Source organism: Corynebacterium sp. UD i78 (assembly GCF_056280545.1).
This window is the reverse complement of the sequence record NZ_JBWCED010000001.1, coordinates 2516011-2533026: the sequence shown is the minus strand read 5'-3', so window position 1 is coordinate 2533026 and position 17016 is coordinate 2516011. Positions and strand designations below refer to the sequence as shown.

General features: G+C 68.8%; 11 protein-coding genes. 6 read left to right on the top strand and 5 right to left on the bottom strand.

The features are described 5' to 3' along the window. Nucleotides 1-11: 11 nt before the first annotated feature. On the bottom strand, nt 12-2519 hold the full coding sequence (locus tag ACZ9GM_RS11820; RefSeq protein ID WP_476037935.1) for an acyltransferase family protein: 2508 nt from the start codon (nt 2517-2519) through the stop codon (nt 12-14). Between the two features lie 258 nt (nt 2520-2777). Then, entirely contained in the window at nt 2778-3206 is a 429-nt protein-coding gene (locus ACZ9GM_RS11815; RefSeq protein WP_476037934.1) for a cytidine deaminase, read from the bottom strand. A gap of 14 nt (nt 3207-3220) precedes the next feature. Between ACZ9GM_RS11815 and ACZ9GM_RS11810 the strand changes: the two genes are divergently transcribed. Continuing rightward, nucleotides 3221-4525, top strand: a complete 1305-nt coding sequence (locus ACZ9GM_RS11810) for a thymidine phosphorylase (RefSeq protein ID WP_476037933.1) — start codon at nt 3221-3223, stop codon at nt 4523-4525. Between the two features lie 11 nt (nt 4526-4536). Here the strand turns inward: ACZ9GM_RS11810 and ACZ9GM_RS11805 are convergent, their stop codons facing one another. Continuing rightward, entirely contained in the window at nt 4537-5808 is a 1272-nt protein-coding gene (locus ACZ9GM_RS11805; protein WP_476037932.1) for an alpha/beta hydrolase, read from the bottom strand. Nucleotides 5809-5981: 173 nt separating this feature from the next. On the opposite strand from ACZ9GM_RS11805, the gene ACZ9GM_RS11800 reads away from it, so the two are divergent. Next, a complete protein-coding gene (locus tag ACZ9GM_RS11800; protein ID WP_218024590.1) occupies nt 5982-7775 on the top strand; it encodes an ABC transporter ATP-binding protein in 1794 nt (597 codons plus the stop codon). Further along, nucleotides 7775-9655 carry an ABC transporter ATP-binding protein gene (locus tag ACZ9GM_RS11795; RefSeq protein WP_476037931.1) on the top strand — a complete coding sequence of 627 codons (1881 nt, stop codon included), beginning with the start codon at nt 7775-7777 and terminating at the stop codon, nt 9653-9655. The genes ACZ9GM_RS11800 and ACZ9GM_RS11795 overlap by 1 nt, the downstream gene beginning before the upstream one ends. A gap of 204 nt (nt 9656-9859) precedes the next feature. Here the strand turns inward: ACZ9GM_RS11795 and ACZ9GM_RS11790 are convergent, their stop codons facing one another. Next, entirely contained in the window at nt 9860-10225 is a 366-nt protein-coding gene (locus ACZ9GM_RS11790; protein WP_014008648.1) for a hypothetical protein, read from the bottom strand. Between the two features lie 26 nt (nt 10226-10251). Beyond that, nucleotides 10252-10554, bottom strand: a complete 303-nt coding sequence (locus tag ACZ9GM_RS11785; protein WP_291475586.1) for a hypothetical protein — start codon at nt 10552-10554, stop codon at nt 10252-10254. Between the two features lie 58 nt (nt 10555-10612). Here ACZ9GM_RS11785 and ACZ9GM_RS11780 point away from each other — a divergent pair, with 58 nt between their 5' ends. The 3 genes from ACZ9GM_RS11780 to ACZ9GM_RS11770 all read left to right on the top strand — a co-directional run bounded on the left by ACZ9GM_RS11780 (nt 10613) and on the right by ACZ9GM_RS11770 (nt 17007). Then, on the top strand, nt 10613-11095 hold the full coding sequence (locus ACZ9GM_RS11780) for an SRPBCC family protein (RefSeq protein WP_476037930.1): 483 nt from the start codon (nt 10613-10615) through the stop codon (nt 11093-11095). Between the two features lie 241 nt (nt 11096-11336). Next, the gene (locus ACZ9GM_RS11775) at nt 11337-13010 is read left to right on the top strand and encodes an ABC-F family ATP-binding cassette domain-containing protein (RefSeq protein WP_476037929.1); all 1674 of its coding nucleotides are present in this window, start codon (nt 11337-11339) and stop codon (nt 13008-13010) included. Between the two features lie 31 nt (nt 13011-13041). Then, a complete protein-coding gene (locus ACZ9GM_RS11770; RefSeq protein WP_476037928.1) occupies nt 13042-17007 on the top strand; it encodes a Pls/PosA family non-ribosomal peptide synthetase in 3966 nt (1321 codons plus the stop codon). Nucleotides 17008-17016 lie beyond the last annotated feature (9 nt).

Genomic DNA, 17016 nt, shown 5'->3' with positions numbered 1-17016 from the left:
GCGCTGCCCGGCTACATCGGGCAGCTGATCGAGGTGTCCTGCTTACCGGCCACGGCCTGGCGCAGGGCGTCCTCCACCGCATCGGCGTAGAGCTGCTGCCCCTGCTCGTCAGGGTGCACGCCGTCACCGATGAGGTCCTCCGGGTGGTCGACGGCCTGCTGGCACCACGGTGCCAGGTAGACGTCCGGATTCTCCGCCGCATAGGCGATGACCTGGTCCGCGGCGTCCTGGATTCCGTCGACGTAGCCGAAGGGCACCACGAGGATCATCTTCCGGTCCGGGCCGAGCATGTCACGGATCTTGTCCAGCTCGCCCTCGAAGGCCTGCCCGTTCGTCCCGAAGCCGAGGACGACGTACTCGCCCATGGACCCGTCGTCGACCATCGCCTGGATGGAGCCCTCGCCACCGGAGTAGTGGCGGGAGACCTCCGCGTCGATCCGCATCCCGGGGAACCGCTGCTGCAGTGCCACGGTGGATGCCAGCATCACCGAGTCGCCGACACCGGTGATCTCGGTGCCGTCCGGAAGCCCGGGCGGGGTGGACGCATTCGGCGGGGGCGGCGGGGCAGGGGAATCCTGCAGGTCGGAGATCTCGTCGAGCTGGCGCTCCAGCTCCGACTTCGACGGTGACCCACCCAGCGCGGACCCGGCGAACAGGGCGATGACGAGGATGGCGATCGGCACGATGAGCAGCTTCGTCGATCCCATCGCGGCGACGACGCGACGGTAGCCCTGACGGCGGAGCGGGTTCTCCACGAACCGGTAGGACGCCTCGGAGAGCACCAGGCTGATGACCACGGCGATGAGGCCGACGAGCCAGTCCGGGGTGTCCGAGCCGGGCTTCTGCATCTTCGCCTCGAGGAAGACGATGACCGGCCAGTGCCACAGGTAGAGGCTGAAGGAGCGTTCGCCGAAGTACCGCAGCGGGCGGATCCGCATCAGCCAGGCGACGGGGCCGGCGTCCCGCAGGACCGTCATCATCACGGCGACAGCGAGCAGGGACGCGCCGAACAGGCCACCGCGGTAGGTCACCGGGGAGGTGTCCGGCAGCAGGACGAGCATCGCGATGAGGCCGAGGAAGGCCAGCGAGCCGAGCGTCCACCCGGCGACACCGGTCAGCCGGGAGCGCTTGGTCGGGACACCGGACGCCCCGGTCGGACTGAGCAGCGGCCAGGAGTCCACGGCCCTGGGGGACGCGGTGGTGACCAGCAGTGCGAGGACCACACCGGCGAGCAGCCCGAAGGCGTGGGTGTCCGTGCCGAAGTAGACGCGGCTCGGATCCTCGTCCGGGTTGTACAGCAGGATCATCACCAGCAGCGAGGCGAGGCCCGCGACCGTCGCGAACAGGGCCGGCAGGCGGAAGGTCCGGTCACCGGAGGAATCGCGGCGGCCGAAGCGGCGGGCGACCCAGAGCAGCCCGAGGAAGATCAGCGGCCAGAGGACGTAGAACTGCTCCTCGATGGCCAGTGACCAGTAGTGCATGAAGATCTGCGGCGTCGTGTCCGCGAAGTAACTGTGCGACTGCGAGATCTGCACCCAGTTGTTGGCGAAGAACAGCGAGCCGAGGAACTGCGGGACCAGCCCGACCTGCACATCTCCGCCGATGAACCCGGCGACGGCGGTGGCGACGACGAGGACGGTGACGGACGCGGGGATGATGCGCCTGGCACGCCTGCGCCAGAACTCCTTGAGACTGATCCGGCCGGTCGCGCCGAGTTCGCGGACGAGCAGGGCGGTGATGAGGAAGCCGGAGAGGACGAAGAAGATGTCCACACCGAGGAAGCCGCCGGGCAGGACGTCGCCGAAGAAGTGGTAGATGACCACGGCGAGCACGGCGATGCCGCGCAGTCCGTCGAGACCGGGGACGCGGCGGATGCGGCCCGGCTTCAGCGGCTTGACCGGTGCCGGGTCCTCGGCGGTGTAGGCGGGCTCGGCCTGGGAGGCGTACTCGTCCCCGGTCTGCTCTGCTTCGGTTGCCTCTGCGGCTGCGGCCGCCGGCTTCTGCGCGGGCCACATGCTCGACGGGGCGTGCCCGATGGCGGGGGCCGGTTCCTGGGCCGGTTCCTGGGCAGAAGGCTGGGCAGCGAAGTGTTCCGTCGGCTGATTGTCGGCGTCCGCGGCATCGTCTGCCTTGTCTGCCTTGTCTGCCTTGTCTGCCTTGTCCGCTTCGTCCGACTCCGCGGAAGACTCACCGGCGAACACCGGGGCGACCGGGGCCCCGGGGACCGTGGCCTGCTGGATCGCGAAGAAGACCGTCGGCGCGTCGGAGGGGTCAGAGGCGTCGGCGTCCGCTGCGTCCCTGGCGTCCTCTGCCGTCTCCTCGGTGGCCACCTCGGACGCCGAGGCAGGCGGCGTCACCCCCGGAGGCAGTGGTGCGCCGGTCGGCGCTGCCAGCACGATGGCAGGGGTGGGGGTCGTCTCGTCCTTCACCTCGGCGGTCGGCGGCGGTGTCCACCGGGGTGCCGGCGGTGCGCTGACCTGGGCGGACAGGACGATGACGGGCGGCGTTTTCTGGGCCATCTGACGAGCGAAGACTTCCGTTGGGTGCGTGGGATACGTGGTGTGACTGAAGTGACGAATCTAGTCGCCTCGGCACCGACATTAAAGCGACGCGGGTGGCTAATCCCCCCACACCTTGTCAGGGCACCGGGGTGGAGGAAACTGCGCCGTCCGGTGGAGCCGGGCGCCATCGGGCTGTGTCGATTCCAGGTCCAGATCGTCCCGGCCGGATGGCGCTGGAACGAGGTGGATGGCGTCAGGTGGAGGGGAAGGACGGTGTCACAGATCATCGGGCCCGAAGGCGTGGGGCAGCAGCTCAGCGAAGGACAGCGAGTGAGGCGCGGCGTCCTCACCCTCCACCACCACCCGCGCGCACCCGAACTCGTGGAGTACCTGCCGGCACGCCCCGCAGGGGAAGCACGGCGCCGCCCCGGGGCCCACCACCGCGGCGACCTCGATCGTGGCATCGGCAGCACCCGCACCCGGCAGTCCGTCCGCCACTGCCCGGCCCACAGCCACCCGCTCCGCGCACATGGCCAGCCCGTAGGAGGCGTTCTCCACATTGCACCCGGTCACCACCGTGCCGTCGGACAGCAGCAGTGCGGCCCCCACACTGAAATGCGAGTACGGGGCATAGGCTCGGGTGGCGGCATCGCGGGCGAGGTCGAGCAGTGTGGCGTCGGAAGGAGCAGACGAAGGCGCAGGCATGGCACCATCGTGGCATGACTGACCCTGACCAGCATGTAGATCCCTTCGACGCCGTCGACATCATCGCCGCCAAGCGTGACTGCCGCCGGCTCACCGACGCGCAGATCGACTGGGTCATCGACGCGTACACCCGTGGCGTCGTGGCCGAGGAGCAGATGGCGGCACTGGCCATGGCGGTCTACCTCAACGGCCTGGACCGGGCGGAGACCGCCCGCTGGACCACCGCCATGGTGAACTCCGGCACCCGGCTGAACTTCGATGACCTGGGTAAGCCCACCGCAGACAAGCACTCCACCGGTGGCGTCGGCGACAAGATCACCCTCGCGCTCACGCCGCTCGTGGCGTCCTACGGGGTGGCGGTACCGCAGCTGTCCGGGCGCGGCCTCGGTCATACCGGCGGCACCCTCGACAAGCTGGAGTCGATCCCGGGCTGGCAGGCGCAGTTCAGCACACAACGGATGCGGGAGATCATGCGTGATGTCGGCGGCGTGGTCTGCGCGGCGGGGGAGGACCTCGCCCCGGCTGACCGACGGCTCTACGCCCTGCGCGACGTCACCGGCACCGTCGACTGCATCCCGCTCATCGCGTCCTCGGTCATGAGCAAGAAGATCGCCGAGGGCACCGGCGCGCTGGTCCTCGATGTGAAGGTCGGCTCCGGTGCGTTCATGAAGGATCGGGAGAGCGCCCGCCTGCTCGCCTCCACGATGGTGGAGATCGGGCAGGACGCCGGGGTCACGACCACCGCGCTGCTCACCGACATGTGCCGGCCGCTGGGCCGCACCGTCGGCAATGCCCTGGAGGTCCGTGAGGCCGTCGAGGTGCTCGCCGGTGGTGGGCCGGAGGATGTGGTGGAGCTGACCGTGGCGCTGGCGCGGGAGATGCTCACTGCCGTGCGCGTGGACGCTGACCCGGCCGACGCACTGTGTGACGGTCGGGCCATGGACTCCTGGCGGGCCATGGTCACCGCCCAGGGCGGGGATCCGGACGCCGACCTGCCCACCGCCACGCACACCCACGAGGTCACTGCTGACCGGGACGGGTGGCTGACTCACACCGATGCACTGGCATTCGGGGTGGCGTCCTGGCGACTCGGGGCGGGCCGGGCGCGCAAGGAGGACCCGGTGCAGGCCGGGGCGGGTATCGAGCTGCACACTGTGGTGGGCGAGCGGGTCCGCGCCGGGCAGCCCCTGTTCTCGCTGCACACTGACGATCCCGCCCGGTTCGACCGGGCACTGGCGTCCCTCGAGGACGCCTGGACGGTCACCGGTGGAGAACCGGAACCCCGGGAATCCGTGGTCCTGGAGAGAATCGGCGACTGATCAACTCCTGATCAGAGCGAGGCGTGGTAGTCGTCGTACGCCTGGTCTCCGACCGCCTGGGCATCCGCGACAGACTCCGGGCCGAACAGGCCGGCGGAGAGGGTGGGCCAGGACTGGTACATGTCCTCGCGCCAGTAGGCCCACTGGTGGGTGCCGGTGTTGTGGAAGTTCCAGGTGATGTTGTCGGAGACGCCCGCCTTGTCCGCCGCCGCCTTGAACATATGGGTGCAGCCGTTGGTCACTGCTTCGATCGGGCCACCCTGACCGGCGACAGTCGACTCGTTGATGAGGTTCCGGTTCACGTCGGGGGAGGACCACACGTCGTGCTCACCGAGCAGTCCGGTACCGGAGGAGACGTAGATGTTCTGCTGATCACCCAGTTCGGCGACGTTGACCTGTGCGTCGTTGTAGCGGGCGGTCGCACCGTTGCGGTCACCCCACATCTGCTCGTAGGTGACACCGGTGCCCTTCATGGCCAGCGTGGCGTCCACCGCCGTCGCGGCGGCACCACTGGTCGCCGGGCAGCCGGAGTAGGAGCCGACCGCGTCGTACATGCCGGGGTTGTGCTCGGCGTAGACCAGGGAGGTCGACCCGGTCATCGACATGCCGACGATCGCCCGCTTGTCGCTGCTGGTCCCGAGGTGGCCCTGCTCCATCGCGCCGGGAAGCTCCGAGGTGAGGAAGGTCTCCCACTTCTGGACGCCGCCGTTGCCGTTGCCGTCGCCGTCGAGCACGGACTCCTGCTGCCAGTCGGTGTAGTAGGAGAAGCCGCCGGACATCGGGATGACCACGTTGACGTTACCGATCCGGTTGCCGTAGAAGTCGATCGCCGTGGTCTGGGACAGCCAGTTCGCCTTGCCGGATCCGCCGTCGGCGCCGTTGAGCAGGTAGATCGTCGGGGCGTTGGCGGCGTCCTCCTTCGCCCGGATCGTCACGACCGGGATGTCGCGGTCCATGGCGGGGGAGTGGACCTTGAGTTCCTCGACATTGGGCAGGCGGTTGCCGGCATCGTCGTAGACCGCGTCGCGCCAGACCGACTCGTCGGAGGGGACGTAGGTGTCGGCGTCCGCGGCGTCGCGGGTGGGGAAGGCGTCGTTGATCACGGCAGGGCCGGTCGCCGGGGCGGCCGGGGCAGGGGACGCCGTGGCGCCCGGCGTCCCACCGTCGAGGCTGACCGCGACCGCGGTGACGGGCAGGGCTGCGGCGACGACGGCGGCGGCGATGCGGACGGAGCGCGGGGTGCGGGACGCGGTGCGGTGACGGGACTGTGCGGACGGGGCCATGGTGTTCCTCGGTGACTGGTGCGGTGACTGGTGTGGTGACTGGGCGGTGACGGGAGGTGTGCAGGCACGCGAAGATTACCAGACGACAGTTGGAGTCTCTGACCTGCGGTGATGCGTAGCTGCCGCCCGTTACCGTGTCCTACCTGTCCGGTCCCGCCTCTATGCTCGAAGATGTGCAGCTGCTACGCCTTCTCCGCGCCTACTCGCGGCCCTATCTGGGACTGCTGACCGCGGTCCTCATCCTCCAGGGCATCTCCGCCCTGGCCACCCTCTACCTACCCAATCTCAACGGGCGGATCATCGACAAGGGTGTCTCCACCGGAGACATCGGCTACATCTGGTCCACCGGTGGTGTCATGCTCGCCGTCGCCTTCGGTCAGGTCATCGCCGCCGTCGGCGCGACCTGGTGCGCAGCCCGTGTGGCGATGGGGATCGGACGCGACATCCGGCGGGACGTCTACCGCAGTGTCGACCGGTTCTCCGCCCGTGACATGGGCGAATTCGGTGTGCCGACGCTGATCACCCGCGGTACCAATGACGTCCAGCAGGTCCAGCAGGTTACCTCGATGGCGCTGAGTTTCATGGTCACCATGCCGATCATGTGTATCGGCGGCATCGTCATGGCCCTGCGGGAGGACGCCGCCCTGTCGTGGCTGGTGTGGGTCTCCGTGCCGGTGCTGCTCGCCGTCGTGGCCCTGCTCATCGCCCAGCTGGTGCCGCTGTTCAAGGTCATGCAGGACAAGGTCGACCGGATCAACGGGGTCCTGCGTGAACAGATCACCGGCATCCGTGTCGTCCGCGCCTTCGTCCGCGAGAAGCACGAGACCGACCGGTTCCGGGACGCGAACCTGGACATCGGCCGCGTCTCCGAGAAGGTCGGCCAGGTCTTCGTGCTGATGTTCCCGGTGATCATGATCCTGCTGCACGTCGCGACCGCGGCGGTGCTGTGGTTCGGCGGGCACCGCGTCGGCGACGGCAATATGGAGGTCGGGTCGCTGACCGCGTTCATGCAGTATCTGCTGCAGATTCTCATGGCGGTGATGATGGGCGCGTTCATGGCGATGATGCTGCCGCGCGCCATCGTCTGCGCCGGGCGTATCAGCAAGGTCCTGGGCCATGAGCCGACCGTGGCGGAGCCGGCCACGGCGCAGGATCCCGGGGAACTGCGCGGCGAGCTGGAGTTCCGCAATGTCTCCTTCACCTACCCGGGTGCGGACAAGCCGGTGCTCTCCGACGTCTCCTTCACGGTCCGTCCCGGCCAGACCACCGCGGTGATCGGGGCGACCGGGTCGGGCAAGACAACCCTGGTCAACCTTGTTCCGCGGCTGCTGGAGCCGACCGCCGGTCAGGTGCTCCTCGACGGCGCACCGGTTGACCGGATGTCGCGTGCCGCGATCGTGGAGCGCGTCGGCCTGGTGCCGCAGAAGGCCTTCCTGTTCTCCGGGACGGTGGCCTCCAACCTGCGTTTCGGCGCTCCGGACGCCACCGATGACGAGCTGTGGGACGCCCTGCGCATCGCCCAGGCCGACCGCTTCGTCGCCGAGCGCTCCACCGGGGAAGGAGAGGACGCCGACGGTACAGAGGACGCGGTCGCCGCGACGGGCCTGGCGTCCTCCATCTCCCAGGGCGGAACGGACGTCTCCGGTGGTCAGCGCCAGCGCCTGTGTATCGCGCGCGCCCTCGTGGCGTCCCCGAAGATCTACGTCTTCGACGACTCCTTCTCCGCCCTCGACGTCCGCACCGATGCGGCGTTGCGTGAGGCCCTGGCCCCGCGCACCACGGACGCGGCGGTGGTGACCGTCGCCCAGCGCGTCTCGACCGTCCGGGAGGCCGACCAGATCCTCGTGCTGGAGGCCGGCCGTATCGTCGCCCGCGGTACCCATGAGGAGCTGCTGGAATCCAGCGGCACCTACCGGGAGATCGTCGAGTCGCAGTTGACCGGTGCCGTGAACGGAGGTGACGAGTAATGGACGAGATGCAGCAGCCCCAGAAGATCCGGTCGTTCTGGTCGGCGACGAAGCGCATGCTCGGCCTGCTGGGCGCACGCAAGGCCGCGATGGCGTGGGTGTTCTTCCTGCTCACCGTGTGTGTGGTCCTGTCGGTGTGGGCGCCGAAGGTGCTCGGCTACGCCGTGGACGTCATCTACGACGGTGTCAGGGCGATGTGGAGCGGCGAGCCCGGTGCCGGGATCGACTACGGTCGGCTCGGTGAGCTCATCGGCATCGTGCTGGGCATGTACGTCGTGGCCGGGGTGTTCAACTGGCTGCAGGGGTTCGTGCTCAACCGGGTGGTCGTGGCGGTCGTCATCCAGCTGCGCGCGCGGGTGGAGCGCAAGATCCACCACCTGCCGCTGAACTACTACGACACCCGCCAGCGTGGCGACATCCTCTCGCGCACCACCAATGACGTCGACAACATCCAGCAGGCGCTCCAGCAGGCGATCAGCCAGCTGGTGTACTCGGTGATGATGATCATCGGTGTGCTGGTCATGATGTTCACCGTGTCCTGGCAGCTCACGTTGCTGTCGCTGCTCGTGCTGCCACTGACGGCCGTGATCGTCGGCGTGATCGGTGGTCGGGCGCAGAAGGAGTACGGCTCCCAGTGGCGTGAGACCGGTCGGGTCAACGGTCATGTCGAGGAGTCCTTCACCGGGCACGACCTCGTCGTCGCCTACGGTCGGCAGGAGGAGATGGCCGAGGAATTCACCGGCCGCAATGAGTCGATGTACCGGGCGAGCGCGAAGGCGCAGTTCCTGTCCGGGTCGATGATGCCGCTGATGCAGTTCCTCACCTGGTTGTCCTACGTGGTCATCGCGGTGGCCGGCGGGCTGCGGGTCGCCGGCGGGTCGATGACCCTGGGTGCGGCGACGGCGTTCATCACCTACTCGCGCGAGTTCAACCAGCCGCTGTCGGAGGTCGCCGGGATGATGACGATGCTGCAGTCCGGGCTCGCCTCCACCGAGCGTGTCTTCGAGCTGCTCGACGCCGACGAGGAGGACGCCGACCCGGCCGATCCGGTAACGCCGGAGCTCGCCACCGGTCAGAAGCCGGGCCGGGTGGAGTTCCGGGACGTCTCCTTCGGCTACGGCGGGGCGGACGCCGAGCCCCTGATCACGGACCTGGACCTCACCGTGGAGCCGGGGCAGACGATCGCGATCGTCGGTCCGACCGGTGCCGGTAAGACGACACTGGTGAACCTCATCATGCGGTTCTACGAGGTCACCGGTGGGTCCATCCGGCTCGACGGTGTGGATACCCGCGCCATGACCCGCGCTGACCTGCGCTCGCGCACCGGCATGGTGCTGCAGGACGCGGTGCTGTTCGAGGGCACGATCATGGAGAACATCCGCTACGGCCGGCTGGAGGCCACGGACCAGGAAGTGATCGACGCGGCGAAGGCGGCCTATGTCGACCGGTTCGTCCATGCGCTGCCGGAGGGCTATGACACGGTCATCGACCAGGACGGTGGCTCGGTCTCTGCCGGAGAGCGGCAGCTGATCACCATCGCCCGCGCCTTCCTGCGTGCCCCTGAGCTGCTGATCCTCGATGAGGCGACATCGTCGGTGGACACCCGCACCGAGGTTCTGGTGCAGAAGGCGATGAACGCGATCCGGGCGGACCGGACCTCATTCGTCATCGCGCACCGGCTGTCCACGATCCGGGACGCCGACCGGATCCTCGTGATGGTCGACGGTGCGATCGTGGAGCAGGGTTCCCATGAGGAGCTGCTGGAACTCGACGGCGCCTATGCGGACCTGTACCGCAGCCAGTTCGCCGCCGGTGGTGCCGGGGATGACGTGGACACTGTCGACCCGGCTGACGCGGCCGGTACAGGGGGCGCGGAGTAGACCCGTCCCCGCGCTGCCCCGTCACTTCCCGTCACTTCCCGTCACTTCCCGTCACTTCCCGTCGCCCCCGTTGTCTCCCGATGTCGACTCTGCCCCCTCACAGGCAGCTGAACCGCCCGTTTTTCTGCCGGTGAGGGTGCTGACTCGACACCTGCCGCCTGATCCACCCTGAGGCACCCGACCTGGAGCCAGGGGGTGGTGGCGTCAGTGTGTGTAGGTGCCCGCGGAGGAATCACCGGTGTCTTCGGCATCGTCGGCGTAGCCGGTCTCCCAGTAGTCGAGCACCACTGTGTCCACGGGGAGAGCTGCCGTGACTTCCGCGTGGAGGCGGCGTCCCTCCTCCTCGTGAGCCCGGGCCATCTCCTGCGACGGCCACCGGAAGTTCCGCTCATAGTTCTCCGCGAACTGCCTGGTCCAGGATCGGACCTGCGCTGCGAGATCATCCGGAAGGTGGGGGAGTGGATCATCCATGTCGGAGAGCAGATAGGGCAGGTCAAGGTCGGGATTGCTGCCAGCCGGGTTCCAGAACGGCCAGTCGACCGAGTACTCGTTCATCATCTTGATGTACATGGCGTCCTTCTGTGTTCTCTTCGTTCTCAGATCACGCAGTTGCCGTCAGGGGAGGGGAGAACCAGGCACAGCGCGAGCGCTCCGGCGGCCGCACTGCCGTAGATGGCCTGGTCGACAGGCAGTCGGAAGAAGGCCCCTACACTGCCGGCGACGTAGCCGCCGTACTCGACCGAGTCCTCGACTGCGCCGTTGACCTGTGACTGCACCTCCGAGCTGGACGGGAGGTCTGCAGCACCGGCGGTTCCGGCGGTGGTGACGGCGAGCACGCCGGTAAGGCCGGTGGCGAGTGCTGTGGTGGTAAGTCGCCGACGGCGTGATGTGGTGGTCATGGCGTCCACGGTAGCGGGGAAGCGCCCGGCCGGACAGGCCCCGACTACCCTCGACGCCATGGCATACGAACTCAGCGACTCCATCACCATCGCCGCGTCCCCGGCCGAGGTCTTCGACCTGGTCAGCGACATCACCCGCACCGGCGAATGGAGCGCCCAGTGCTACAACGCGGAGTGGAACGACGCCGCCGCCACCGATCCGGCCGCCCGGGGCGTCGGAGCGACGTTCACCGGCCACAACCGGACCGAGGACCGGGAGTGGAGCACGGTGTCCGAGGTCGTGGTCTGCGAGCCCGGCCGCGAGTTCTCCTGGCAGGTCACCTCGTCCGGCACGGTGTGGGGTTACCGCCTGGAGCCGGTGAACCGCCGCGACGACGCCACCGTCCTCACCGAGTTCACCCGTTTCACCGAGCAGGGTGAGGCATTCTTCGTCGAGAAGTACGGGGAGGACGCCGCCGCCCAGGAAGCCGACCGGCGGGACGCCGCCACCTACGGCATCACCGAGACGCTCCACACTCTCCGGTCACTCGTCGAGGGCTGAGCGGCCGCGCGACTGAGTGACGTCCGCATCACGCACCATGAGGCCGTCTCAGCAGGCATGCGACCGACCTGCCGTTGCGCGGTGCGGACAACCGCTGCTAGCGTGAGTCACATGCGGAAGTAGAACCCCTGAACCGTCCCGCGCCTGAGGCGCCCCCGGATCCCCGTCGAGCGAACAGCTCCGGACGCCGGTGAGCACAGCCCGGCGGGGCACACCTTTTCTCCACTCAGGGAGTTCCGCCATGTTGTCCGACACCTCCACGCACACCGCCACCCCGGACGCCGTCCTGCGTATCGACGACCTGTCTGCCCAGATCGCGGGGACGCACATCCTCACAAACCTCAGCTTCACCGTCTCACCAGGGCAGCGCATCGGTCTGATCGGTGAGAACGGCTCGGGCAAGTCCACCCTGCTGCACGCCGTCCACGGTTCACTGCCGCGCGGTGCGACGACCGCCGGGACCATCGACACCGGTTCCGGCAGTCACCGGGCCCGCGTCGGTCTGCTGCACCAGCAGGCGCCCTTCGCCCCGGCCGACACGATCGGGCAGGCTCTGGAGTCCGCCGTCGCCGTCGAGCGTCAGGTCGCCCGTGACCTGGAGTCCGCCGCCGACCCTTACGACGAGCAGGCCTACACAAAAGCCATTGACCTGGCCGAACGCCTCGACATCTGGGAGACCGACGCCCGGATCTCAGCCACGCTCGCCGGCCTCGGCCTGTCGCACATCCCGACCGACCGCCCCACCGGGGAACTCTCCGGAGGTCAGCAGGCGCGCCTGTCCCTGGCGTGGCTGCTGCTCAACCGGCCGGACATCCTCCTGCTCGACGAGCCCACCAACCATCTCGACGACGCCGCGACGACTTACCTGGTCAGCGTCCTTTCCGCGTGGAAGGGGCCGGTACTCTTCGCCAGTCACGACCGTGCGTTCCTGGACATCGCGGCGTCCGGCATCGTGGATCTGGACCCCGCGCCGAGCATGGTCGGCCAGGACGGCGGGGTGACCCGCTACACCGGCAACTACAGCGACTATCTGGCCGCCCGCGAAGACGTCCGCGTTCGTTGGGAACGCCGGTACCGCGATGAGCAGGCGGAACTGAAGCGCCTGCGTGCCGGTGTGCGCGACAACCACACCGTCGGGCACGTCGGCGCCCCGCCCCGGACCGAGGGGAAGCTGGCGAAGAAGTTCTACGCCGACCGCAACGCGAAGGTCGTCTCGCGCCGCGTCAACGATTCCCGCTCGCGCCTGGAGAAACTCGAGGAGGAGCAGGTCCGCAAGCCCCCGAAGGAGCTGACCTTCGCCGGTCTCACGGCGGCATCGGCCGGTACCACCCGTGAACCTGCCGAGGGGCCGGTCGTCGTGGCGTCCTGCATTTCCGTGGAAGGACGCCTCCCGGGGACATCGCTGACCCTCAACGGCACCGAGAAGCTCCTGGTCACCGGACCGAACGGGTCGGGGAAGTCCACGCTGCTCTCGGTCCTCGCCGGACAACTCACTCCGGACGCCGGGTCTCTCACGGTCACCGGGGTACGCACCGGCTACCTGACCCAGGACGTCGACCTGCCGGGCCCGCACGACCGCGGCGACGACCGCACAGTCGAGCGCGCCTACCGTGACCTGGTCGGTGAGGAGCTGGCCGAGGAGGTGCCACTGTCCACGTTCGGGCTGATCCACCCGCGCGACGAGAACCGACCGCTGGTGGACCTCAGCCTCGGCCAGCAGCGCAGGGTGGCCCTGGCGGTGCTGCTCGCGGATCCACCGGAGGTCCTGCTGCTCGACGAGCCGGACAATCACCTCTCGTTGTCCCTGGTCACTGCACTGGAGGAGGCGATTCCGGAGTACCCGGGGGCGGTTGTCGTCGCCTCCCACGACCGGTGGCTGCGTGAACGGTGGTCGGGGGCGCGGCTGGAACTGTAGTTGCCGTGCACGTCATCAGAAGTTCACCTGCGTGTGCTTGACTGACGTCGTGAAACTCACCGGTGATTCTCAATCTCCCCTGACTCGCGGTGCCCTCGCGGCGCCACCCCGGACGCTCATCGACATTCTCCGGGCGACAGCACAGGACCATCCCGAGGCATCCGCCATCGATGACGGATCGGGGGCGTTGAGCTACACCGAACTGCTCGACGCCGTCGAGGCGAAGGCAGCGGTGCTCCGCTCGGCGGGGGTACGACCGGGGGACAGGGTCGGTATCCGGGTCGACTCCGGATCGAAGGAACTCTACATCTCGATTCTCGCCGTGATGCTCGCCCGGGCTGCCTACGTTCCGGTCGATGTCGACGACACCGATGAGCGGGCCCGTCTCGTCTTCGGGGAGGCACAGGCCGTCGGCATCGTCGGTAACGGCGGCTATGCGCCGCGTGAGAACGGGGACGAGCAGGGTACGCAGGACGCCGAGGCGTCCCACGACCCGACCCCGGATGACGACGCCTGGATCATCTTCACCTCCGGATCCACCGGCGTGCCGAAGGGGGTCGCGGTCACACACCGCTCGGCCGCGGCATTTGTCGACGCGGAGGCAAACCTCTTCCTGCAGGACGACCCGCTCGGCCCCGGTGACCGGGTGCTCGCCGGGCTCTCGGTCGCCTTCGATGCGTCCTGCGAGGAGATGTGGCTCGCCTGGCGGCACGGCGCGTGCCTGGTGCCGGCGCCACGCTCGCTGGTACGCAGCGGAGTGGATCTCGCGGGCTGGCTCGTCCGCCAGAACGTCACGGCTGTCTCGACCGTACCGACGCTGGCCGCGATGTGGCCCGCCGAGGCGATCGAGAACGTCCGGCTGCTCATCTTCGGTGGCGAGGCCTGCCCGCCCGAACTTGCCGCGCGCCTGGTGGAGGAGGGGCGTGAGGTGTGGAACACCTACGGCCCGACAGAGGCGACCGTCGTCGCCTGCGGTTGCCGACTCGACGAGAAAGGACCGGTGAGCATCGGTCTTCCCCTCGACGGCTGGGACCTCGCCGTCGTCGACGCCGAAGGCGGGAGGGTCGCGCCCGGGGAGCAGGGCGAACTCATCATCGGCGGCGTCGGACTCGCCCGCTACCTCGACCCCGCGAAGGACGCGGAGAAGTACGCACCGATGCCCTCCCTCGGCTGGGAGCGTGCCTACCGCTCCGGCGATCTCGTGCGCTACGAGGAGGACGGCCTGATCTTCGTCGGTCGTGCCGACGACCAGGTCAAGGTCGGTGGACGCCGTGTCGAACTCGGCGAGGTGGAGAATGCGCTGCAGGACCTGCCCGGTGTGACGGCCGCGACTGCTGCGGTCCGGAAGAGTGAGGCGGGGGTGCCGTTGCTGGTCGGCTACCTCGTCGTCGAGGGCGACCGTGACCTCGACCGCGCCGCGGCCCGCGAACATCTCGCCTCCCGTCTCGCGGCGGGGGTGATGCCGTTGCTCGCCGTCGTCGAGGAACTGCCCACGCGGACCTCCGGCAAGGTGGACCGTGCGGCACTCCCGTGGCCGCTGCCGCCCTCGGCGACCGGCGGCGCGGGACACGACAGTACGGGCGAGGGTGACGCACCCCGGACAGAGGCCGAGCAGTGGCTGGTGGAACAGTGGGAGGCTGTCCTCGGCATGCCCGTCCCGGGCACCGACGCCAACTTCTTCGACCTCGGCGGCGGGTCCCTCGCCGCCGCCCAGCTCGTCAGCCGGATCCGCACCAGGGTGCCCGAGTTCGCCGTCGCTGACGTCTACGATGTGCCGCGGTTGGCGGCGATGGCGGCAGCGGTCGCCGCGACGGACGCGCAGACCACCTCTGACACCTACCACCGCCCGGTTCCGACACCGCGTCGTACCCAGTGGCTGCAGACGCTCGCCGGCGTCCCGCTGTTCATCGTGGGCGGGGTGAGGTGGCTCGTCTACCTCCTCACCGCGGGAACGATCCTCACCTCGGTCGACGGCGACGCCTTCAGTGTGCTGCCGAGTGTGCCCTGGTGGCTGCTCATCGTCATGATCGTCGTCGTGGCGACGCCCTTCGGTCGCATGGGTATCGCTGCGGCCGCGGCCCGTCTGCTGCTGGGCGGACTCGTCCCGGGGGACTACCCGCGTGGCGGTGCCACCCACATGCGACTCTGGCTCGCCGAGCAGTTCGCGGCCCAGATCGACGCCGTCGGTCTTGCCGGGGCACCGTGGATCACGGTGTACGCCCGCATGCTCGGCGCGAAGGTCGAGCGCGATGTGTCACTGCATACGTTGCCGCCGATCACAGGGATGCTGGAGATCGGCCGGAACTCGGCGATCGAGCCCGAGACCGACCTCAGCGGGTACTGGATCGACGGTGACCTGCTGCGCGTCGGCCCGGTGCGCATCGGACGCAATGTCACCGTCGGCGCCCGGTCGACGCTCGCTCCCGGCACCCGGATCGACGACGGGGCGGAGATCTCGCCCGGTTCCGCGGTGTTCGGCCGTGTGAAGTCGGGCCAGCGGTGGAGCGGATCTCCCGCCGTGCGTACCGGTGGTGCGAAGCGCATCGCCGGCAGATGGCCGGAGAAGAAGGCGACGCAGTCGTCGGCGTGGAAGATCGCCTACGGTGTCTCGTCGGTCGGTCTGGCCCTGCAGCCGTTCGTGGCGTTCGCGGCGGGAGCCGCCGTCCTCTCGATCGGGATCGCCGGTGCAGACACCCCCTGGCAGGCGTTGCTCGGCTCGCTTGTCTGGTTGGTGCCGGCGGTGCTCGCCGTCGGCCTCGTGTACGCGGGGATCGTCCTGGTGCTCGTCCGTCTGTGCGCGGTCGGTCTGACGGAGGGGACATTCCCGGTGCACAGCCGCATCGGGTGGCAGGTGTGGACCACGGAGCGCCTGCTCGATGCATCCCGCAACTTCCTTTTCCCGATCTACTCGAGCCTGTTCACCCCGGTGTGGCTGCGCATGCTGGGCGCCCGGGTCGGGAAGAACGTCGAGGCGTCCACCGTCCTGCTGCTGCCGACGATGACCCGCATCGACGAGGGCGCGTTCCTCGCCGACGACACGATGGTCGCATCCTATGAACTGCATCGCGGATGGCTGCGGATCGCCCCGGTGCGCATCGGTAAACGGGCGTTCCTCGGCAACTCGGGCATGGCCGGCCCCGGGCACAAGGTCGCCAAGCGTTCGCTGGTCGCCGTGCTGTCGGTTGCCCCGGACAAGTCGAAGTCGGGTTCGTCATGGCTCGGCTCCCCGCCGACCCGCCTGCGCCGCGCGGCGCAGACCGGTGACGACGAGCGCACCTACAACCCCGGGACGCGGCTGAAGGTCGCGCGCACCTTGTGGGAGCTGTGCCGCATCGTGCCGGTGATCGTCTCCTGCCTGCTCGGTGTAGCGGTGCTCTGCGTCTTCACCTGGCTCTGGTCCTCGGTCGGGCCGTGGTGGACGCTCCTGCTGTCCGGCATCGTGATGCTCGCCGCCGGCGCTGTCGCCGCAGCGGTCACCACTGTCGCGAAGTGGACGATCGTGGGGCCGATCCGGGCCGGAGAGAAGCCGTTGTGGTCGAGTTTCGTGTGGCGCACCGAGGTCAGTGACACCTTCACCGAGATGCTCGCCGCACCCTGGTTCGCCCGTGCCGCCGTAGGGACGCCCGCGATGGCGGTCTGGCTGCGCTCGCTCGGTGCGCACATCGGCAAGGGCGTGTGGTGCGACTCGTACTGGCTGCCCGAACCCGATCTGGTGACCCTCGGTGACGGTTCCACCGTCAACCGGGGCTGTGTGGTGCAGACGCACCTGTTCCACGACCGCATCATGAGCATGGACCGTGTCGAGCTCGAGGACGGAGCGACGCTCGGCCCGCACAGTGTGATCCTGCCCGCCGCGTCGATCGGTGCGCATGCGACGGTCGGTCCGGCCTCGCTGGTGATGCGCGGTGAGGGCGTGCCCGTCGGCTCCCGGTGGAGCGGCAACCCGATCGGCCCCTGGAAGGCCGTGAAGGTGCGCGCCTACCAGTCAACGACATAGGATCGGTCC